This window comes from Cellulophaga sp. Hel_I_12, from assembly GCF_000799565.1.
Classification (GTDB): Bacteria; Bacteroidota; Bacteroidia; order Flavobacteriales; family Flavobacteriaceae; genus Cellulophaga.
This window is the reverse complement of the sequence record NZ_JUHB01000001.1, coordinates 1,369,752-1,391,314: the sequence shown is the minus strand read 5'-3', so window position 1 is coordinate 1,391,314 and position 21,563 is coordinate 1,369,752. Positions and strand designations below refer to the sequence as shown.

At 33.9% G+C, this 21,563-nt stretch carries 13 protein-coding genes; 1 reads left to right on the top strand and 12 read right to left on the bottom strand.

All coding sequences use genetic code 11. The features are described 5' to 3' along the window. The first annotated feature begins 2 nt into the window (after window positions 1-2). The gene (locus GQ45_RS06335; RefSeq protein WP_047416075.1) at window positions 3-2,996 is read left to right on the top strand and encodes a DNA polymerase III subunit alpha; all 2,994 of its coding nucleotides are present in this window, start codon (window positions 3-5) and stop codon (window positions 2,994-2,996) included. 116 nt (window positions 2,997-3,112) lie between these two features. On the opposite strand, the gene GQ45_RS06330 is transcribed toward GQ45_RS06335, so the two are convergent. The 12 genes from GQ45_RS06330 to GQ45_RS06275 form a co-directional block, all read right to left on the bottom strand. Beyond that, a complete protein-coding gene (locus GQ45_RS06330) occupies window positions 3,113-3,805 on the bottom strand; it encodes a hypothetical protein (RefSeq protein ID WP_052188135.1) in 693 nt (230 codons plus the stop codon). A gap of 1,160 nt (window positions 3,806-4,965) precedes the next feature. Next, window positions 4,966-5,883 (bottom strand): STING domain-containing protein, encoded by a 918-nt coding sequence (locus tag GQ45_RS06325; RefSeq protein ID WP_047416073.1) that lies wholly within the window; start codon window positions 5,881-5,883, stop codon window positions 4,966-4,968. A 1-nt stretch (window position 5,884) separates the two neighbouring features. Continuing rightward, complete coding sequence (locus GQ45_RS06320; RefSeq protein WP_047416069.1) at window positions 5,885-6,958, bottom strand: hypothetical protein; 1,074 nt, start codon at window positions 6,956-6,958, stop codon at window positions 5,885-5,887. Window positions 6,959-6,963: 5 nt separating this feature from the next. Further along, window positions 6,964-7,194: a DUF2188 domain-containing protein gene (locus GQ45_RS06315; protein WP_047420108.1), complete on the bottom strand. Its 231-nt coding sequence runs from the start codon at window positions 7,192-7,194 to the stop codon at window positions 6,964-6,966. A gap of 343 nt (window positions 7,195-7,537) precedes the next feature. Continuing rightward, a complete protein-coding gene (locus GQ45_RS06310) occupies window positions 7,538-8,995 on the bottom strand; it encodes a hypothetical protein (protein ID WP_156125365.1) in 1,458 nt (485 codons plus the stop codon). Window positions 8,996-9,388: 393 nt separating this feature from the next. Then, on the bottom strand, window positions 9,389-12,874 hold the full coding sequence (locus GQ45_RS06305) for a DEAD/DEAH box helicase family protein (RefSeq protein ID WP_047416067.1): 3,486 nt from the start codon (window positions 12,872-12,874) through the stop codon (window positions 9,389-9,391). A gap of 12 nt (window positions 12,875-12,886) precedes the next feature. Further along, window positions 12,887-13,468: a hypothetical protein gene (locus tag GQ45_RS17505; RefSeq protein ID WP_156125363.1), complete on the bottom strand. Its 582-nt coding sequence runs from the start codon at window positions 13,466-13,468 to the stop codon at window positions 12,887-12,889. Further along, on the bottom strand, window positions 13,465-15,000 hold the full coding sequence (locus tag GQ45_RS06295; protein WP_052188133.1) for a reverse transcriptase domain-containing protein: 1,536 nt from the start codon (window positions 14,998-15,000) through the stop codon (window positions 13,465-13,467). Before GQ45_RS06295 ends, GQ45_RS17505 begins: the two co-directional genes overlap by 4 nt. A 422-nt stretch (window positions 15,001-15,422) precedes the next feature. Then, window positions 15,423-16,610, bottom strand: coding sequence for a restriction endonuclease subunit S (locus GQ45_RS06290; protein ID WP_047416066.1), 1,188 nt, complete (start codon window positions 16,608-16,610; stop codon window positions 15,423-15,425). A 1-nt stretch (window position 16,611) separates the two neighbouring features. Further along, the gene (locus tag GQ45_RS06285) at window positions 16,612-18,141 is read right to left on the bottom strand and encodes a class I SAM-dependent DNA methyltransferase (protein WP_047416065.1); all 1,530 of its coding nucleotides are present in this window, start codon (window positions 18,139-18,141) and stop codon (window positions 16,612-16,614) included. 6 nt (window positions 18,142-18,147) lie between these two features. Continuing rightward, on the bottom strand, window positions 18,148-19,026 hold the full coding sequence (locus GQ45_RS06280) for a hypothetical protein (protein WP_047416064.1): 879 nt from the start codon (window positions 19,024-19,026) through the stop codon (window positions 18,148-18,150). A 5-nt stretch (window positions 19,027-19,031) separates the two neighbouring features. Continuing rightward, window positions 19,032-21,515 (bottom strand): N-6 DNA methylase, encoded by a 2,484-nt coding sequence (locus GQ45_RS06275; protein WP_047416063.1) that lies wholly within the window; start codon window positions 21,513-21,515, stop codon window positions 19,032-19,034. Window positions 21,516-21,563 lie beyond the last annotated feature (48 nt).

Here is a 21,563-nt window from a genome sequence, read left to right as displayed (position 1 = left end):
GTATGTATCTCAATTGTCATTCGTATTACTCGTTGCGGTTTGGTACGTTTTCAGAAGTGACCCTTTTGAAAATGGCGCAAGCGTATGGGGTAACTTCTTTGGCTTTAACGGATATTAATAACACATCGGCTTGTTTAAATTATATCCGAAAAGCACCTGAGTTTGGAATAAGACCCATTGTAGGGATCGATTTTCGAAAAGGAGCAGAGCAATTGTATGTGGGTTTGGCAAAAAACAACCAAGGTTTTCAAGAACTAAACACATTTCTTTCTAAGGCTTCCCATCTATCAAAGCCTTTGCCCAATTTAGCACCAGAGTTTTCTGAAGCTTTTGTCATTTACCCCTTTGAAAAAGTACTGCAATTAAATAAAGTCGATTTTAAAGCGCACGAATTTATTGGTATTTCTATTGAAAATTTAAGACGACTACCCTTTTCAAAATACAAAACCTATACCGATAAATTGGTGATTCAGCAAGCTGTAACTTTTCGAAACAAGCGCGATTTTAATGCGCATCGTTTGTTGCGAGCCATTGCCAATAACACCTTACTTAGCAAGTTACAACAAACAGAAGAAGGTCGGCTATCAGAACAAATGCACCCGCTTGAAGAGCTGCTAAAAGCCTATCAAGAGTTTCCGAATATCATCGAGAATACCGAAAACTTAATAGCACAATGTACTATTGAGTTCGACTTTGGGGAAAGTAGAATATCTCAAAACCAACAGGTATTCGGAGCATCAAAAGAAAGTGATTTTAAGTATTTAAAACAACTTTGCGATACAGGATTGCCCAAACGCTATTCTGTCATTACAGAAGCGGTTAAAAAGCGTTTAGCAGTAGAATTGAAAACCATACTGGAAATGGATTTTGTGTCTTATTTTCTCATCAACCATGAAATCGTTAGTTATGCGAACTCTAAAGGCTATTTGCATGTAGGGCGGGGTAGTGGAGCAAATAGTATTGTGGCTTATATTATCGGAATAACCGATGTGGATCCTATAGAGTTAGACTTGTATTTTGAACGATTTATCAATCCGTATCGCGCCTCTCCCCCCGATTTTGATATCGATTTTAGCTGGAAAGATAGGGATGATGTTACTGCTTTTATATTCCGCAGGTTTAAAAATACCGCTTTACTAGCGACCTATAATACCTTTAAATATAGAGCCGTTATCCGAGAATTAGGTAAGGTATTTGGGCTTCCAAAAGAGGAAATAGACCAACTGTGTAAAGGACATTTTTCTATGGATGGTATCGATGAGATGAGTAAACTGGTATTGAAGTATAGTGCTTTAATTAAAGGTTTTCCTAATTATTTAAGTGTTCATTCCGCAGGGATTTTAATTTTAGAAAAACCTATTCACCATTATTCTGCAACCGATCTACCACCGAAAGGTTTTCCAACGGTTCAATTCGATATGATTATTGCTGAAGATGCCGGTATTTTTAAGTTTGATATTTTAGGGCAGCGTGGTTTGGCTAAAATTAAAGAAGCGATAGACATCATTAAAGAAAACAGACCTAACGAACCTGAAATTGATATTACTCAAATAGAAAAATTTAAGAACGACGAGACTATAAATACATTGCTCAGTAAAGGAAGAGCTATTGGGGCGTATTATGTAGAATCGCCCGCTATGCGAGGGCTTATGTGCAAACTTAAAGTGAATGATTATTTAGGCTTGGTAGCAGCTAGTTCGGTTATTCGGCCTGGTGTTTCTAGTTCAGGAATGAAAAATGAATATATCCGTAGGCACCGAGAACCTGAAAGGCGACAACAAGCGAACCCCATTTTAGCACAAATTATGCCTGAAACCTATGGTATTATGGTTTATCAAGAAGACGTGCTCAAAGTTGCCAACCAGTTTGCAGGCTTAGATTTAGGCGAAGCCGATGTATTGCGCAGAGGTATGAGTGGTAAATTCAGATCTAGAGAAGAATTTAAACGCGTAGAAGAAAAATTTATCGTCAATTGTCGTGAAAAAGGGTATTCTGACACCTTAATTTTTGAAGTATGGGATCAGATTGCCAGTTTTGCAGGCTATGCCTTTGCCAAGGGTCATTCCGCTTCTTACGCCGTAGAGAGTTACCAAAGTATGTTTTTAAAATGTTATTATCCCTTAGAGTTTATGGTAGCCGTATTAAATAATGGCGGTGGGTTTTATAGTGCAGAACATTATATCCACGAAGCTCGGATGTGGGGTGGAAACATTCATTCGCCCTGTATCAATCAAAGTGACCATCACAACACCATCAAAGGAACAGATATTTACTTAGGTTTTGGCTACCTAAAAAACGTGGAAAATTTAGTGGTGAAACGTATTTTAACAGAACGTCAGTTGTATGGTATGTTTAAAAACTTTGATGATTTTATAGATCGGGTGGTTATTAGTATAGAACAACTATCTATCTTCATTAGAATAGGAGCATTTAGCTTTACAGGCTTAGAAAAAAACGAACTACATTGGCAAGCCATATTTAAGATCAATGCCTTAAAAAAACGAAGTGGCAATCCAACCCTATTTCAACCAAAACACAAAAATTTTGAATTGCCTAAATTAAGCCATAACTGGCTAGAAGATGCTTACGACCAGATGGAATTACTAGGCTTTCCGCTCTATAGTTATTTTGATTTAATTTCTGAACCAGTAGCAAGTACCACCAAAGCAAAGGATATGCCTTTATACCAAAATAAAGAAATATGCTTGTATGGTATTTTAGTAAACACCCGATTTAATACAACTAAAAACAATCAAAATATGCGTTTTAGTACGTTTATAGACCAAGAAGGCGATTACTTCGATGTGGTACATTTTACCAAAGTGGTCGATAAATATCCTATACATGGTATTGGCGTGTATGCCTGTTATGGCAGGGTAACTGAAGAGTTTGAACATTTTAGCTTAGATGCTATTTGGACTAAAAAAATAGCCTTAAAAGCAGATCCTAGAGCTTCGGATACGCCTAGTTTTGATAGTTTAAAAAAAATGAACTAGACCTTATCGCTTCTTTAAAAAAGGACCAGTTTATATTAAAAATTATAAAAATAGTCACCACCTCCCTTACAATGGATGGCAGTGATGCTATTAGATTCCACATGATGGGTAAGGGTTTATTTTCTTCTTAAAAAAATTTGGATTCCGATATTTAGCCCAAAAGAATGTTGGTATATGGTATTTCCACCTCCTATTAAGCCATTGTATTTTGCGGTCACTTCAAGCGCTACCTGATCCGATACATAAATGCCATAGCCCGGTCCCAAGCCAAAAGCGAAGCCATTCGTAGAATTTCCACCGCGCACATTAGACCCGGCGATGCCTCCATTAATTTCAGTAAAGAAAACGCCATGTTTTGGAAAGTCTGTTTGATCATAATCAGAAGCACGTACATAGTATCTTAAAAAGCCTTGTAGACCATACATAATGGTTTCAGCCGACTGACCGTTGGTTTCAGGAGATTTAATATATCCAAAATTTATTACTGTACCTATTAAGAAATTATCGGTTAAAAAGTAACCAGCTTTTGGACTAAGGCCTAAGTTAAATCCAGCCCCATCATTTAAGCCAAAATTAACACCAAATAAGCCACTGCTTCCGGTTGTGGTAATCCCACTACCAATATCTGCTCCCAAGATATAGTTGCCTTTTTCGGCTTGCCCCTGTAGGGTTAGATTCGTAAAAATCACGAGGGCTAAAAGGCTTAAAAATTTAGGTAGGGTAAAAATAGCTAGCGCAGGTCTAAAAGCCTTACTTTGAGAAGACCTCTCTACATTATTTTTTAAATTATGCGTGCGGCTTATTTTCATGATTGTAGGGTTTAGCTATTCTTGTGCAATTTAAAAATTTTAATATAGAACATGTACTATATTCTTTGTTAAAATGTAGTTGCAAATTAAAAATTAGAAACATTTTTGCCTGATGTATTTTTAGTACTCCTTTAATTGGTCTGGGAATTTTTTATGGTCATATTCTTATGTCCTTAGTTGATTTTAAGAATACTGTTTATTTGGATAAAGGCTGTTTTAGAGACATACATAGCGAGTTTACTTCCACTTTTTTGCTAGTTATCGAGTATGATAAAGCAATAGCACGTCCAAAAAATACATAACTTCAAGAAACAAGAGAATTTTTAGATCACCCAGAACATCCATAAAAATTTCTTCAGGAATCATACATTAAAAATCCCCATATAACTAATTATATAGTGTGTTTAAGGATTTATGTAGCATCTCGACTGGATTCGCTTCGCGCGTCCAGCAAAGCTCCGCTTTGAGAATAATACAAACGAAAAAACGCTCAAGCAAGCTTGGCGTTTTCTTTTATCGTACTATTCATTCGTGACCTCGACTGGATTCGCTTCGCGCGTCCAGCAAAGCTCCGCTTTGAGAATAATACAAACGAAAAAACGCTCAAGCAAGCTTGGCGTTTTCTCTTATCGTACTATTCATTCGTGACCTCGACTGGATTCGCTTCGCGCGTCCAGCAAAGCTCCGCTTTGAGAATAATACAAACGAAAAAACGCTCAAGCAAGCTTGGCGTTTTCTCTTATCGTACTATTCATTCGTGACCTCGACTGGATTCAAACCCAGTACCGCAAACCTTAATAAACAAAGGCATTTGCTAATTTCTTAATTATGAGGTAGCCTGATAGCTACCACAGGGATTGATTTTAATTATGTTTGTTAGATTTTCAATCTTAATGTAAAGATAAAAAAATCAAACGAAAACAAACGTATAAAAACGGCTAAGCCTATATTTTTATTAATTATTGTGGGTTGGCTAAAAATACTGGTTGTGGTAATGCAGCGTCTGTCCGATAGGCAGGTGCGGAATGGACATAACTAGTATTGCGCGGAACTGGAAGCTCTTGCTATTGAGTGAATGTAGCTTTTGCGGAATGAAGGAATGAGTATGTGCTGGAAGTGTGGAAATAATGCGGATTATATACTAATAACCCGCATTTTATTTATGATCTTACAATTTCAACAAATCTATCAAAATCATTTTTAGCTAGAATCTTGTTCAGAGTGGCTATAAATTTATTTAACTCTCGCTCAATTATCAAGTTGTAATCTGCCGTCTGATTCTTAAAATCCTTCGGAAGATGATTTGATATAGCATAATCAATACCCGTAAGTGTTGTAGGGAAATCTAAAAGTATTAATTTACCATTTATTACTTTAGCATCAACATAAACATTACGAGGTCTGCCATTAGCACTAAAAGATAGTTTGTCTACACCAATATCATTTTGGATTTTTTTAAAAGCTAAATTTAAATCATTCGGTAATTTATGTGGAACGATTATCCTTAGTTTACAATCTGAATAGTTAGTCTCATGATAAATAAAACCATTATTTTTCACGTAATGTTCACACACATACTTTACAAAATTCTCATAATAAGCGTAAGCTAAAGTACTAGACGGAAAAAAATTAAGTTCTGTGTTGCTTGCATTTAGAAACATCTGTCTAATTCCATCGATTTTATCAGCAAGCGTTTTACTGTTGTACATAGCCAAAGTAATACCTCCTAAATCTGATGGTACTTTTACTGATTCTTCAATCAAAAAAGCACATTTCTCCAAACCTAAGCGTCCAGTAAACAATCCTAACTCAAATAAAACATTGTCACGCGCAGAGAGCTTTTCTTCTCCTCTATATTCTAACTTGTCATCTGGTGTTCCTATTAGGATTCCAAAATCAAATTTTAAAGTAGCCGTAAGTAAATCGGATAAAAAATTATTGTTAATCTTAAATATAGACTTATCCCATATAGATTCATTCCATATGATAACATCAAAATCTTTTTCTAATATTGATTTAACAATTTTGGCAGTACCTAACTCTTCACTTGAACTACCGATAAATATTCTTTTTTTCATGTTATAAAAACCTTGTTATTGCGTTATTATCTACCAAGTCCTTCTTAATAGTATTTAGTTCATTTAATAGCATTAACAATTGACCATATTTTTCAGGTTTATCCCTAAAAATATACTCAGTACCATCAATTGATTTTATATTATTACGATAAAAATCATCTGCGATAATTTTACCTAACTCTACTTGCAAAACATAAACAAGCTCATAATACGGTTTGTTGTAGTATGAAATAGAATCTATGTTGTAGCATATTGATGAAATATCGAAACTATTAATTTTGATTTTGATATCTGAATCAGCTTTTATAGTCTTCAAAAACCTAATCATTTTCTTTAAACGTCCGTTGACGATCTTATCTTTATCATTCAGCATTTTTATTTTTAAAAATGGGTAATCCACGGGTAATCTTACATCTTTATTTTTGTCATAAATACAAATGCCTTTATCAGTTTTATCACCTGATTTTGATGAATTTACAGACCTATACCAAGATGCAGTTACAACATCAACTTTACGTTTAGGGTTTGTTAGATTGACCTCTATAGATTTATCCTTCGAAATATCTACATCATTATACATAGCGTCAAGTACGTTTTCGGCTTCTAATCGCATAGTTCGTAGATCTTGATCAGCATCACCAGTGTAAATTGAACCTTCAATTACTTCTAATAATGCCCATCGTTGCGTTTCAGTAAGATTTGATTTTCGATATTCCTCTGTAAATTCAGTTCTTAAATCGTGACCATAAAATTTATTACATAATTGCACAAGATCTATATCACTATAGCCCTTTATATGAGTATTACTCATAACCGATCCTTGATACTCATAATCCAACTTTGGATTATTGTTTTTAAGATGTGTTTTGACTTTATCGCCTGCAACAATAGTATTCTGTGTATAAGCTGGTTCAACTCCTTGCATTGAACGTTTCACATACTCCATAACTTTAGATCCAGATAAGGCTTTTAACTCGGTGCGAAGTGATTCATTTAAAAGTGTTGTTTCATCAATCGCTTCTGGGTTATATCTAGATTTAACCCTATTTACTAACTCTTCATAATTCTTAGCCATAGTCTCTATCCTTTTGATTTTTTAGGGTCATTAGCTCTTGGATAAGTTCTCTCTTCTTGAAAACCACCGCCATTTTTGTGAATTTTGAGGCTACCTCCACCTTGATTTTGAATAAATTCTTTTGCCGCCTTTATAGCCTCTGGCTTGTTAGCATCAATCACTTTAGAGGCTCGCCGCGCATTCTCTTTCTTAAGTTTGTACACACCGTCATCGTGTACTAAATGAAAATTTTCCATCTTATTTTGCATTAAAAAATGGCAAACGTTTACAGACGTTATACCTAAACCGTGAAAGGGAATTGCAATATTTTGTAGAGAGAAATTAAGACACTATATTTGCGCCACAAAATATGGGGTAGTATCCTTTACATTATACTACTCACTTTCTATTTTAAAAGTCCTTCCGGTCGAATGTTGGGACTTTTTTTATGCTTATAAATTTGGCAACCATTGTTCCAAACTGTTAAGGCTTTCTTAAATTGACAAGCTGTCATTACGAATCTCTAATTCTCATCACTTTTTAGTTAAACTACATTTTTATATCGATGAACGCATTTATAAACTACTGACACGACTGACATTAGGCTGCATCATTATTTCCGTACATAGAATTATTTTGCACATTCGTTTCTTGGTGACGCCATTCTTGCTTACCTGATTTAAGAATTTTAATACCAGTAAATCCTAAACTATTGCGCTCATCATCTATAGGATAATTGCTGATTAGAATACCATAATTATAGGGATGCTTTTTAAAGAAGATGTTTCCGAAATCATCTTCAAGATTACAACTCCAGTTGCGATATACACGATTACTTGCTTGGTTATAACCAGAAGCAATACGCACAGTAACACCCTTTTGTTTGAAACGTGTTCCTTTTGTAGAAACATTGTAAAAAGTTGACTCAAAATAATCTAGTAAACGGTGATATGCATCATCATCAATAAATGATAAACTTTCTCTTCCAGATTCACTCAACAGCTCATTGTAATTAAGGGCTTCAATATGTTCAATAGGTGTAAATGCTCCTTCAGACTGAGTTTTTACAAACTTTGTATGCGTGCTCAACCCTCTAACATTACTATTGAATAAATCGTTACGCCAGTCTTCGTTTGCAAAAATCTCCCAATCTTGTTCAAACTGTGCATAGTGTTCTAATAGACTTCTGCTGGCCATCAGTTTAAAATCACGATTTTTATGATAACCACAAAAACGACCTGTAATACCTTGCGCACCGTTTGCTAGCTGTCTATCTCTTGGCTCAATACCGAAACGCACTTTTTCTTTAATTATACCTAAATCTTTACCAGCTGTAAGTGCTTGAACAATTATAAGTACTACTCGTTGTCCTCTTTTTAGAATTAAATCTGAAATCTCCTTAATCCCTTCATTAATACTAAAATCACAAGCTAAATCTGAACCGATTACGATAGTGGTACATTGCTTCTTATACTGGTCTTTCAGTAATCTTCTTAGCTCAATTGCTCTTGTAGTATTAGATTCTCTAATGATACCCAACCCATTCTCAAAAGTATTTAAATGGTTTACATACTCTTGGGTCTTTGGATGCACTGTATAATGTACTTCTCCATCTACATCTTGTGTTTGTACTGGTCTAAACCCTTCTGGAATATCTTCAATAATATCATCAGCAAGCATTTCAGAAATACCATAATATTCTGGTGGTCGAACTCCAACTATTACATCTACATCTGTTGCTCCTGTAAATTGAGCATCCAAAATATCATAAGGTGTTGCACTTACCGCAAGTAATTTGATATCTGGCATTCGGTAACGTAGTTCAGCAAAGAATGCTAACTCAAATGAAGATTCTACACCAGAACCATATTGGTCCTCGTCACGAACTATTAATTGCACATTATATTCGTTTACCACTTTATGTGGATTTGGATGATTAAAGAAATCACTCATCTTCATCACTTTTAAAACAGATGGTTTCATATCGCCTGTTACAGAATCATAGTATTCACGCTGTAAAACACGACAGTTTTGATCGTACAAATCTGTATCTCGCATACTAGTAACAAAAAGGATAGATTCGTATTCCTTAATTAGACCTATTGCAGGTAAAATATAATTACATAAGAAGTATATTGTTCCAGACTTACCACTTTGCATAGATGCTACAAATGCCATATTCTGATTGCCTTCTTTTAAAGACAAACCAATACGAAGTGCATTAATAATTTGATTAGGGAACATTCCGGTTCTTTTCGAATTGTTTAATGTGTCTACTATATTCTCTTCTAGAGATTGTGGTGCGTCTAATTGCTGAAGAAGAGTTTCTATCTCAGCGTCCCAAAAGTTTTGATATGCAGTCATACGAACAGTATTTAAGATTAATACTGCAATACTACGACCTTACTATGCGAAGTAACTGCATAGTTTATAAGTGTAATCTGCTATAAGTTAATTGGCTTGATTAAAGTTTTCTACTATTTTGAAAATCACATCTGCTTGTTGTTCCGTAAACACGCCATCTATACCCATACTGTGATAGTTCTTAAATGGTGAGTCATATAGTTTACTAGGTTCAATCTTACCATTAGTAGTCAGGAATTTTTTAATAGTATCAAGAAACTGTATTTGTACAGCGTTTAATTGATAATCATTGGTGAATTTTGCAAAAGCAGCATCTACTTTCTCAGGACTTAATCCCATTAATGATATGATAAATTTAACTAGACTAAACTGTGAACCTAATTCCTTTTCAATAGCTTCTTTATCTATTCCTCCTTTGAATAGGATATCCTCTAAGACTTGTAGCTCTTCTTTTGTAATCCTTTCACCTTTTCTAATTCTTGCGATGGTGATATGGTTTTCATTTGCACGAATTAATTGTTCTAGACGATGTATGTTGTTTTGAAAGGGTGATCCATATTCAGGTGTTTCTGTGTCTGAATATCTATTTGTTTTTATTTTATCCTCAATAATATAGTCTGCGAAATCTGTAGTTACATAACGTTGATCCTCTGGATCTATATATTTTACGAGCTCACGAACACCTTTTCTTAGTTTCTCAAGATGAACAATGCCTTGTACCTTCCAGAAATCCTCTTCCAAGGGTAATTTTATTAATGCTTCTTTAGACTTGACAGCTGGTATAGTCGTTTTCTTTAATAGCTTTTTTGATGTCCCTACTACTTTCGTAATAGGTATCATAAAGCTATTGATATACTCTTCACTATTTGGTGTTTCTAATCGTTTCGTTATTAGCGTGAAAAGTAATTTATCATAATATCTCGCTAAGTCTGTATCTCCTTTTTGTGGTTTAACTAAAGGTGCTAATTCATCTTCTATACGCTTTACATCACGCTTGGATAAATGGTTCCAGATCTCACGATTATCATTACCAAATTCGTGAACAATTTCTAGTTTCATTTTTACATCAAATCGCTCTAAATCTAGTGTTGCAATATCTTTATGTAAACCATCTAACAACTCAGTTCTAAAACTTTGTAGTGAATCATCGTCTATAAACTGATTGCTCTTTAAATATTCTGCAAGTCGTAATCGTAAACCAAATAAAATCTCCGTTAAACTCTTTTGTGAGCTTGTTTCAATACCTTCTGGATTCTCATTAAAAAATTCAAAATTCCCACATAAGTCAAAAATCAAAAAATGTGTTTTGTCTTGACCTGCTTCAAACAAATCTGGACGTAATCTAGAACCACGACCAATCATTTGCCAGAACTTGGAATACGATTTTACGGGCTTATAAAACACCAGATTAACACAACTAGGTGCATCAATCCCTGTGTCCATCATATCTACTGAAATAGCTATTTGTGGTAAACGTTCTTTTTCTTCGTCACAAAAACGATTTATAAACTCTTTGGCTTTGGGCTCATTATGGGTTATTACTTTTACATAATCATTACCAAATTGTTCTTTATCGAGCTCCATAAATGTATCTTTAAGAAACTGTGCGTGCTTTTGGTTTTTAGCAAAAATTATGGACTTACCTAATTCGTCACCACCACGTTTTTTAATACCGTGTTCTAGCACATATTGCAAGGTCTTTATAGCCGTAGGCTTGTTAAACAACCAACTGTTTAATTCTGAAGAAGCTATCCACTCGTTACCTGTTGCTTCTTCACCATCTAATATTTCTTCTTCAAATTCTTCCTTTTCTTCATCAGACAACTCATCGTATTTAATCCCTTCACGAAGAAATTTAGTAGGAATTTCAATAGTGTGATACGGTGATAAATGTTTATTATCTACTGCTTCTTGAAAGGTATATGCATCTGTAGGTGATTTATCTGCTAAACCAAATATGTGATAGGTGTTTTTATCTATACTATTTTTTGGTGTTGCAGTAAGTCCTAAGAATAAGGCATCGAAATACTCAAATATGGCTTGGTATTTTTTATAGATAGAACGGTGTGCCTCATCAATTATAATTAAGTCGAAATGCCCAACGCCGTAAAAACGAGCTTCTTCATCTCGACTACGATCTATTAAACCCATCATTGTTTGATAGGTGGAAAACGCAAAGCGCGCGTCTGGATTGTCTTTTTCTTCTAAAAGATTGACACTAGTATGCTCTGGTAAATGCTTTACAAAGTTTCGTTTTGCTTGATCTACTAAACTGGTTCTGTCTGCTAAAAACAGAATACGCTTTGCCCAATTACATTCTAGCATTAATTTTGAAAATGCAATAGATGTTCTTGTTTTACCTGTTCCTGTAGCTAATACTAAAAGTGCACCACGATTAGTTCCTATTAATTTACCATCACTTTTATCATTACCTGCAAAATGTTCTGCAATACTTTTTATGGCACGCATTTGATACGAACGTCCTGAAATCTCTGTATCTATAGGTGTAGTGCGAATATCCATGCGGTGTGTACGACGAAACATTGCAGTCTGTAGTTCTGCTTTTGTGTAAAAACCGTGAACTCGACGTGATTGTTTATAAAACTGATCGTCCCACAAGAAAATTTCATAACCATTACTGTAATACATTACTGGTCGACGACCATGCATTTTTTCTAAACTATCAGCATACAGTTGTGCTTGATTTTCACCTTTACTCGCACTTTCCAAGGTTCGTTTTGCTTCTACTAGTGCTAATGGTAAACCATCATCATCCCATAGCACATAATCTACATATCCAGTTTCGGATTTATTTGTAGACTTTGGCATGAACTGCACTTTGTACTCCTTATCGTTAACTCCTTTTAAATCCCAACCCGCTTCACGAAGTGCAACATCTATCAAATATTTACGCGTCTCCGCTTCGTTACGTGGATGGTTAACTTCATCTTCAATATTAGCTTCAACTTTATTCGCTTCTATTTGTGCTTGTAATGCTTCTATTTGCTTTTTAAATAGCTCATTTTCATCAGCTAGTTGCTGTCTTTCGGCTTCTTTGGTTTTTAGTTGCTCTTGATACGTGTCTAGTTCTTTATCAAGTTGCTCTTGAAGTTGTTTTATTTGTTTACGTGAAAGTGTACTGCCACCTTCTTTAGGAATATAATCAAAGTCGAAAATTCCTATTTCACTTACTGGCTCTTTTGCATATGATTTGATAAACCACTTGCCAAAATAGAAGAGTGCCTCTATAGCCTTGTGTGAATCTATATCATTTACGGGTTTGTTGTGTGCTGCTAAGTTTCCTGCATTCTTAATAATGAATAATTCATTATATAATTTATGATTGAATTGTTCTTTAAATTCGGGCTGTACTAATAAGTTATGTAAGGTTGTGTTATATTGTTGTTCAAGGTCTTCGTCATTCGCATACATCCAATTTATAGCTTCTTCTAACGCCATACGACTATACACTAGTGATGTACGAGGGTCTGTAATAACCAACTGTTCTGCCTTAACTGCTCTATCGTGAAAGGTGGCAAACTCGTTTTTAAGAAACTGGAAATTTGAATTCATACTTCTAATATACTAATGTGTTCGGAAAGTATTCCATTTTGTTTTTAAAATACCTGCTAATACTACTTCATAAAAATACAATTCATAGTCATTTAATACTGGATATAGTGCCACCTTAAAATTTCTCAAAAGCTCCTTTTTAGGCTCTAGAATACTATTACTAGAACTTGCTCTAGTAAGTTCTTTATTTTCGTTTTTTGCCATTAAATAAGCAAGGGTTGACTCATTATGCAATTTACCAAAACCGTGCTGTCTCAGTCTTCTATATACAGTTCTACTAATACCAACATATACTGGTGTTACTTTACCATCTATCTCCTCTCCAAAAACATACAAGCCTTTAAATTCATTCAAAGATTTTGACTTTCCTGATTTTATATTTGCAACATATCCCATGGCATTATATACTTTTTTGTCGCGTACTACAGAATACTCCGGTTGAACACCACAAGTTTTATGTAACTCATAATACAAATCATTAATGCCTGGACAATTATTGAAGTTTAACTTTTCAATACTATCACTTGCAATTAGCATTGCTTTATCTAACAAAGAATTTAAGTTACTAGGATATGTTTCTTTCCGGTAATTCATTTTTCCATTTTGGCTCTTTCCACTTTTTTGATTGTTTTACCCATCAACTCATTAAATCTTTCCCAGCTTTTTCTTGATTGCTTTTTAATATTATCACCTCCATTAAACGCCTGGAAAGACACATTAGCCTTTTCTACATAACTTAGGTAGTTTCCCCAATCGTAGCGTGTTGTTTTGGTCTTACCATTATAAATCTGTCTTCTTTTAGCACCTTTGTAAGTAAAACGCTTGAATAATGAACTTTTATGAATTTTATCGTCTGTAGTATCTGCATTTATAGTTAAAGAGGTTGCTCTTTTAAAAGCTCGTTTCATAGAACGATTAAATTTTGAATAGCCAGCAGTTTTTATCAAAGCACGCTGACCATCATACTCAAACCCTAAATATTCTAGTGTTTTATTTTTTTCTTCACCCGTATTTTCATCAACTTCAATTCCCTTAAACTGTCCTGCTGCTTGATGAAAATGATATACCTTTGTTTTATCAGCTTGTATTTCTAATTTTGCTTTATCCTCGACTAAAGATCGTATTCGCCTAATAGCTTCCTCTTCATGTTCTCTTGGCACGACAATGATTAAATCATCACTATAACGCTGATAAAATCCTTTTACGCTATCGCTATCTATAAAATCTTGAACTTCTTGATCAAAATCTAACATATAAATATTAGCCAATGTTGCACTAAGTGCTGTTCCTTGGGGTATCCCTTTTGTTTCAGTAGTTTTTGAAATTAAATGCAAACTGTTTTTTAAAAACTCAGGTTTCTCACAGTATGCTATAGCGTTGTTATCTTTTAAAAACTTCTTATGTTTAATTGGTTTTTGTTTAACTCTCGTTTTATTAGGATTGTTTTCCGTTTTTGTTTTTACCCAAATGCGGTCTTTATAATTTCTAAACAGCAAATTCTCGTTTACATATCTCATATCGATTAAAGATTTGTAAACTCTAAAATGATCTTTAGGAAGTGTTGTTGAGCCATCCCAAACTTCTGCCCATTTTTGTTTGAGAATTTTGTGATCTAAGCTGTCAAAGAATTTAGTAACATCAGCGACAATAACAGTTAGCTCTTTGTACTGATTATCTTTTATAAATTGAAATGTTTCCAAAGCAAAATCTATATTGCATTTGTTCTTGTTCTTCTTTCCTTCAATTTCAAGCTTTCGATACGCTACAATGGACTTATCGAAACTTTTTGTTTTAAGTAACTCTTTATATTTTTCGGAAAGTAGGTAACTGTAATAGGAATAAATTTGAGCATCAAAATGACTAGCAAAATATATTTCTCTTGCTTTAGGTCTTATTGCTTTAATTCTTGTGCGTTTCTTACTTTTATTTAATAAGCCTTCTGTGTTTGCTCTAAATTTTCTTTGGTAAATAGTACGGTGTAGAAAAGGAAGAAAACTGTGTTTTTCAATTTTGGTGTCATCCATAATATAGCCTTCCAATTTAGCGATGTCTTTACGCTCTAATGGAAAACCTATATGTGGATATTTTTTAAATTTTATCCAAGGATGCTCTTCTTTTTTCTTCATAATAAAAATAAGGGTCGAGATTCGCTAGTAGCAGGCTTATGATTGAACAATGCTCTGTCGGTAGTTTCACCAGAAATTCGGCTATAATACCGCTACACTTTTCAGGTATAATAATTGCTTATATTGCGATAGAGGTCATTAAAATAACATATCAACCCATGAACAACATTAAACTAAACAACTTAACAAGCGCATTTCTGGCTGTTTTATCAATTGTAGCAGAAATAAATCTAACTTCTCTTGACATTGGTATTTAGTACTCACTTGACGTATATCTCAAATGATAATAATTGTGCGAAACGTTCTTCTCGGCCACTCGACCCTATTTTGTTAAATTATATTCTTTTTTTTAATTTTATTATTATAATTATTGTTTTTATTAATGAAATTGCAGCGTCCAGCTTCCTCGCAATGACGAGCTATTAAGCCAACTCCCCTTTAAACGCCTTTTGTAACAAGCAATTAAATAAATCTTCACTTTCTTGTAGCTCTTGTTTAGCTAACTCTTTTTGTTGTTCGATTAAGTCTATTTTTTCTGCGAATTGGTTTTGAAGATTAATAGGTGGTGCAATGAATGGAAACTTTTTAAAGCTTGCCATTGGTGGAAAATTAGGTATTCCTGCTCCTCTATTAGCTCCAAAATATTTATCTCTAAAATTCTGTTGGGTAAAATGAAAGACAAAAAAGTCTTTTCTCATTTTTTGTTCATCTAATGTTACTTTTAGTAAAGCTTGATTGATAATACCTTTTTTGGCATCTTTAGGTATAATTGCTAGTTTACCTAAATATACACCTGAACAACTTATAATTATATCACCAGGTTTAACTTCAAATCCTTTCAGTCTTTCAAAATTTTTATCATCAATATAATATCTCTCAAAATTGAAATCATTGTTTAAAGCGTGGTATTGCTCGTACACTAAATAACCTTGTTTTACAAAAATTTCTTTCTTTAGAGCGCCACCAAAAGGGCCTCTTTTTATTGAACCTTTTACATTAACTACTAATCCTTCTATTGTCTTTGTTTTCCAATTCTTTGGATTATTCACAACATCCCCAAACATATCCAAAAAGATTGATTGCTCTAACAAATCGTATTCTTTGAGTAGTTGCATAGTTTTATCCCGTAAGAGTGAAGCATCGTCTAGAATGCTGGCGATGAGTTGTTGAGAGTTTAAGGATGGTAGTGGGATTTTGAATCTACCTACTTGCTTTGGATCTGCTCTCAACAAACTCCCTCCAACACCCTTAACTGTATTCATGAACATTGAATGAAAAGGGTTAGATAAAAGGAAATATCTCAAGAAGTCAGGATAGATTTTATCACTTCTAAAAACTATCCATTCTCCAGAGCCAATTTGCTTCAGTTTATCAGATTTAGGCACTACCCAACATCTTCTAATATGAGGAACTATTCTGCTTAGTATTACATCATTATATTCAAGAATTTTCTTGCTTGAACCTATTTCTGCACCCGTGATTATCTCAGGATACCCATTATCAAAAGCTCTTATGCTGTATAATTCAAATGTCTCATCTTTAAACTTTTTCGGATTTAGACTTTTAGTCTTTTTGGCGTAAAGGCTAGCTAATTCAATTTCATCAATCATACTAATGCTTTTCTAGTTTTAAGATTAATGAATCTCTTTCCTTATTCAAAGTCTTGATTCGATTTAATATTTCCGAAGGTGCATCATATTCCACTTCTTCATATATAATTTCTTTGTAACGATTAATAGATAAATCCCAATCATTATCTTTTATTTCTTTATATGGTACTAAGAAGGATTGCTCTGTCCTTGCTCTTTTTTCTTGGTTACGTTTTGGGTAACGTGCTAAAATATCTGGTAAATTAAATTTGCTATGTAAATTTTCTTTACCTGCACTGGCTTCTTGAGCAAAAGCATCACCAAAAGAAAAGGCTTCAAATACTTCTGGTTCTACCAATAGGTCCCGTTTATCGTCTAGAGATTTACCATCTGCCAGCATATCATAAAACCACACCTTATCTGTACCACCATTATCGGTCTTTGTAAAAATAATTATAGCGGTACTAACTCCAGAATATGGTTTAAATACACCACTGGGTAATGAGATAACCGCTTCCAACTTATGGTTTTTTACAATTTCTGAGCGTATGCTTTTAAAAGCTTTTCCTGCTCCAAACAGAACCCCATCTGGTACAATTACTGCTGCACGCCCTCCTTTCTTCAATTGGCGAAGCATTAAAGCTAAAAACAGTAATTCTGTTTTTGTAGTATCGGTGACATTTCGCAGTCCTGGTGCGATACTTTCTTTATCTATAGTCCCTTTAAATGGTGGGTTTGCTAATACTAAAGTATAGGCATCGCTAACCGTATTGTCTTTGCTTACTGCATCTACATCTACAATGTTAGGTTCTTCTACACCGTGTAAAAAGAGGTTCATTGAGGCAATACGCAACATGGTAGCATCAAACTCGGTACCGTTAAACATATGTTTGTTTATGTGGTCTTTACGCTTGTCTAGCTCTGTAACACTATAATGCTTGTCTATATACTCTTTGGATGCTACTAGAAAACCAGCTGTGCCTACTGAAGGATCACATATGGTATCTTCAAGTGTAGGTTGCATCATTTCTGTCATTAACTTAATAATGTGTCTTGGTGTTCTAAACTGACCAGATGTACCACCACCTTCTAGTTTAGATAATAAGTACTCGTAGATATCTCCTTTTATATCTTGTTTTGACATGTCAACACGCTCTAGTTTTTCGATTACTAGGTCTAATGTTGCCGCTTTATTGATACTAAAAGAGGCATCTTTCATATAGGTGCTAAACAAACTTTTCTCGCTACCTAAACTGCGAATGAATGGGAAAATACCATCAACAGAATTATTGAAAATGTTGTGACGTGCTTGTACATCCATTTCTTTTAAATTCTTCCAACGAAAGTTTTGCTGGTCTTTACCAAAAATAGGACTAAAGTCTTTGTTTAGTCGTTTTGCCATACGCTCGTTACGTGTTTCGGTTTCGTCTAAATCTTTGATGAAGATTAGGTAGGTTAACTGCTCAACAATTGTGATGGTGTTTGATATTCCGCCTGTCCAGAAGGTGTTCCAGATTTGGTCTATTTGTGATTTTAGTTGTCCTGTGATCATATATCGTTATAAATAATTTTTATAATTAGTTTCAACAAATTCCGGAAGCCACTCCAAAATTTCAATAAGTAAAAATTTGTTTGATGAAAAAGGTGCTTTTAAAACCTCATTATCATCGAGATGAGAATATCTATTGGTAGATTCTTTTAGTTTTCTAAAGGCTGATTTTATATCTTGAGGTATTGCTTTATTTAGTTTATTTCCATTTGTTTCTCTGTCTTCCATAAAACGCGTACACCATTCATGATTTGGCTTTCCATCATCTTTAAATAATCCATTTGGGATACATGGAATCGGATCGTTTAATCCCATATAAATTGCTTCAAGTAAATCTCTTTGAACATTAATGTTTTTTTTGCGAAAGTCTTTTGCCTCATACGCATTAATAATTTCTATTAATAAATGTTCATGTACTTTATTTATTATCCCTTTATCAAAAGCTAAAAATGATTCTTCGAATTTTATTCTTGACGTACGGTATTCTGATTTTGTGACTTCTTCAATGATGTGCTGAAACATTTTATCTCTATCCTTATCGTTTTTCTCGAATATATTCACATTATCCTCTAAAGCTTCAAAACGTTCCATAAAACCTGTGTTAACACAATAGGGGATGTGTTTACTTATTTGCGTTGAATAGTTGTCAATATCTTTCATAGCACGAACTACAAAATTATCTTTTTCAGTTTCCTGGTCAGCCTCAATTTTACCTTTTCCATCTAGAATAACAAACTCGATAGACTGATCATTTTTTAAAAGTTCAAAACCTGTTTCCCAATCCAGTTTATATTCTACTTTAATATTACTATTTCGTGATACACCAGATAGCGATTCGCAATAGTCCTTTTTATCATCTACTAATAGTACTTTTATTGGTTTAGACATATTAATTATTTTGGTAGGGATATTAAAAATTCTACGTTATGTGGCAATATTCCAAAGCCTTCATTTTTTATAAGTTCTACTTGTCCTTTGTGCTTTTTTAGTATTAAACCAATTAAAAAGCCACCAAAGCCACTACCTACATCTGATCGAATTGAGCTTCCTTTTGCCAAGAAATCTTGAATGGTAAATTCTGGTGGTAATGGTACTCCGTTATTACGAATTGACAGTTGAAATGAAATCGCATCTTTAGGCTTTATCTCCAACCATATTGTTGGCTTTTCCGAACTTTTCTGAAACCCATGCTTGTTTGCATTACTGATGAAATTGTGGATGAGGATCCTTAATTGCTTTCGGTCTGCCAAAAACTCTATTTCTTTACCTGTAACTTTAAACTGAATTTTTGTATATTCTGATGCAATGTTTTGCAAAAACTTTTTCAGCTCGATACTTTCCTTTGCAGGTTCTGAAATAGAAATGATTTTGATTGCCTGTTCTAGAATATAATCCATATCTGTAACCGCACGCTCCATTCTATCGAGTGTATTTTTAAGTGTATGAATTTTTATCTGTTCTGGTGTATCTGTATCAAAAACAGGTACAATTGTTTCAGTGTTCTCAATTGACTCTTTCGTCTTTGTTTTCTCTTTTAAAAACGATTTTAATGATGAGAAATCATTGCTCAATCCAGATAACGGTTGTTTGAGCGTGTGTTTAAGCGTTTTTATGAAATCTTGTTCCTTGTTAGTTATACCCTCACCATGAACTGCCTTTTCTGATTTTCTGAATTCTTTAAAGAGGATGTTCTTTTGCTCTTCCAAACTAGGAACCTGAATATTAATCTCCATTAAATCCCTAATATTCAATCTGGCAATTGTGGCTCCTTTGGAATAATATTCTACTTGTTTTGTAACATACGATTGTGTTAATTCTCTGGCTACATATTCATCTAAAACTTCATCTTCTTTAAATTTAAGCCAATACAAGTTTTGTCCCAATGCAAAGGACGTATCGTTTGGCAAAACCGATGCCTTGATTTTTTTATGAAATGCACTCAATACTACACCACCTCTTATTAAATGCTTATCTACATTTTGAATTTCGTCGTGATCAATACCGAGCATATTCTCTTTTGTTTCGAAATAGAGATCATTTTTGTCTATATCTCCCATTTTAATCAACTTATATTCCCCTCCTACATATAAACTATTTTTATTTCGGAACATTGCACCGTATTTTCGCTCTACTATTAGTTGCCCAATAGGATATAACTGATGGCCAGGCTTGACTTCTATATCATCAATATTAACTACATATCTCTTTGGGTTTAAATCGTAATGAAAGAGGTCTTGATAAGTTATAGTTCTGGAGATATCTCGAAGTGATTTTTTATTATTTATAGTTCTAACCATCTCTGACATATCCTCCTTTAATATATTTGAGGCATCTAAAAAGAATACTTTATTATCTCTATTGTTAAAATCAAAAATAAGCATGGATACATTAATAGCCGTATTTTCGAACATGCCGTTAGGAAATGAAATAACAGTTTCTAAAGCACCCGAGTTTATAATTTGCTCTCTAGCCTCCTTATTAAATGATGCTTGACTGCTTAAAACACCTGACGGTACAATTAGTATAGCTTTATCTAACTCGTAATGATTATTCTGTAATTTTGATAAAATATGATCAAACTCCCCTCTTGAATTTCTGGCCGCACTTCTACTAAATGGTGGAATAAAAATACCTGTAGTTGTTGTTTGGGACATCATGTAGGCAAAATTACCTTGGTCAATTAATTTTGAAATTATTCTGTTGATTTGATTGTCGTGCTCATACTCATTAAAAAAGTTTGGATTATACTTACTTTTAATTGAAAACGTAGCCCCTTTGTTATCGGCTGCAATTTTTAAAAGGAAATCATTGTATCCTTCAAAATAAGTTTCAATTAAATTATCATTATTTGCGAACCATTTAAAACCCGATAGGACTGTAATTAACCTATCATTTAATCTTAATGAATACTTACTAGACTGCTTAAAAAACCAATCACATAATTTGTACGCTACAAGTAGTTTTTCTCTTGGTTGACTGTTCCTATCAGCATAACTAAAATTTGGCTCTGACACTGAATTATAAGAAAACTTGTAATTATCTTCATGCAATAGTTCTTCAAGTGCTTGAATAAGTAAATTGATGCTGCCTGTTTTACCAGCCATTCTGTTAAAATCTGATTGATGAACTAATAAATTTCTGTAATGTTGAAATTTTAAGCTAACAATATCATCTTTTACTAATTTAATTTTACCCGCTTCTCTTGTAAAGAGTTTAGAGTAATTATTGGCTCTTGTTGTTACTTGTGAAGCAGATACTGGAAGCCCGTCCTTACGAATGTAAAGGGTTAGATCATTTATGATATCAGCTATATCTCTCGATAAAAGAGGCTTTTCTGCATTCTGCAGTACTTGTTCTATAGCTTCGTGTAGGGTCATAATTATAGTATCTCTTTTTTAATTTTACTCTACAAATTAATCACTTAA

What these genes read in the sequence shown, in the direction of transcription:
- GQ45_RS06335 (WP_047416075.1), top strand. Translation starts at nt 3, where the DNA reads ATGTATCTCAATTGTCATTCGTATTACTCGTTGCGGTTTGGTACGTTT.
- GQ45_RS06320 (WP_047416069.1), bottom strand. Translation starts at nt 6,958, where the DNA reads ATGGCTAAGAATTATGAAGAGTTAGTAAATAGGGTTAAATCTAGATAT.
- GQ45_RS06325 (WP_047416073.1), bottom strand. Translation starts at nt 5,883, where the DNA reads ATGAAAAAAAGAATATTTATCGGTAGTTCAAGTGAAGAGTTAGGTACT.
- GQ45_RS06280 (WP_047416064.1), bottom strand. Translation starts at nt 19,026, where the DNA reads ATGTCTAAACCAATAAAAGTACTATTAGTAGATGATAAAAAGGACTAT.
- GQ45_RS06305 (WP_047416067.1), bottom strand. Translation starts at nt 12,874, where the DNA reads ATGAATTCAAATTTCCAGTTTCTTAAAAACGAGTTTGCCACCTTTCAC.
- GQ45_RS06295 (WP_052188133.1), bottom strand. Translation starts at nt 15,000, where the DNA reads ATGAAGAAAAAAGAAGAGCATCCTTGGATAAAATTTAAAAAATATCCA.
- GQ45_RS06315 (WP_047420108.1), bottom strand. Translation starts at nt 7,194, where the DNA reads ATGGAAAATTTTCATTTAGTACACGATGACGGTGTGTACAAACTTAAG.
- GQ45_RS06310 (WP_156125365.1), bottom strand. Translation starts at nt 8,995, where the DNA reads ATGCGAGATACAGATTTGTACGATCAAAACTGTCGTGTTTTACAGCGT.
- GQ45_RS17505 (WP_156125363.1), bottom strand. Translation starts at nt 13,468, where the DNA reads ATGAATTACCGGAAAGAAACATATCCTAGTAACTTAAATTCTTTGTTA.
- GQ45_RS06330 (WP_052188135.1), bottom strand. Translation starts at nt 3,805, where the DNA reads ATGAAAATAAGCCGCACGCATAATTTAAAAAATAATGTAGAGAGGTCT.
- GQ45_RS06275 (WP_047416063.1), bottom strand. Translation starts at nt 21,515, where the DNA reads ATGACCCTACACGAAGCTATAGAACAAGTACTGCAGAATGCAGAAAAG.
- GQ45_RS06285 (WP_047416065.1), bottom strand. Translation starts at nt 18,141, where the DNA reads ATGATCACAGGACAACTAAAATCACAAATAGACCAAATCTGGAACACC.
- GQ45_RS06290 (WP_047416066.1), bottom strand. Translation starts at nt 16,610, where the DNA reads ATGATTGATGAAATTGAATTAGCTAGCCTTTACGCCAAAAAGACTAAA.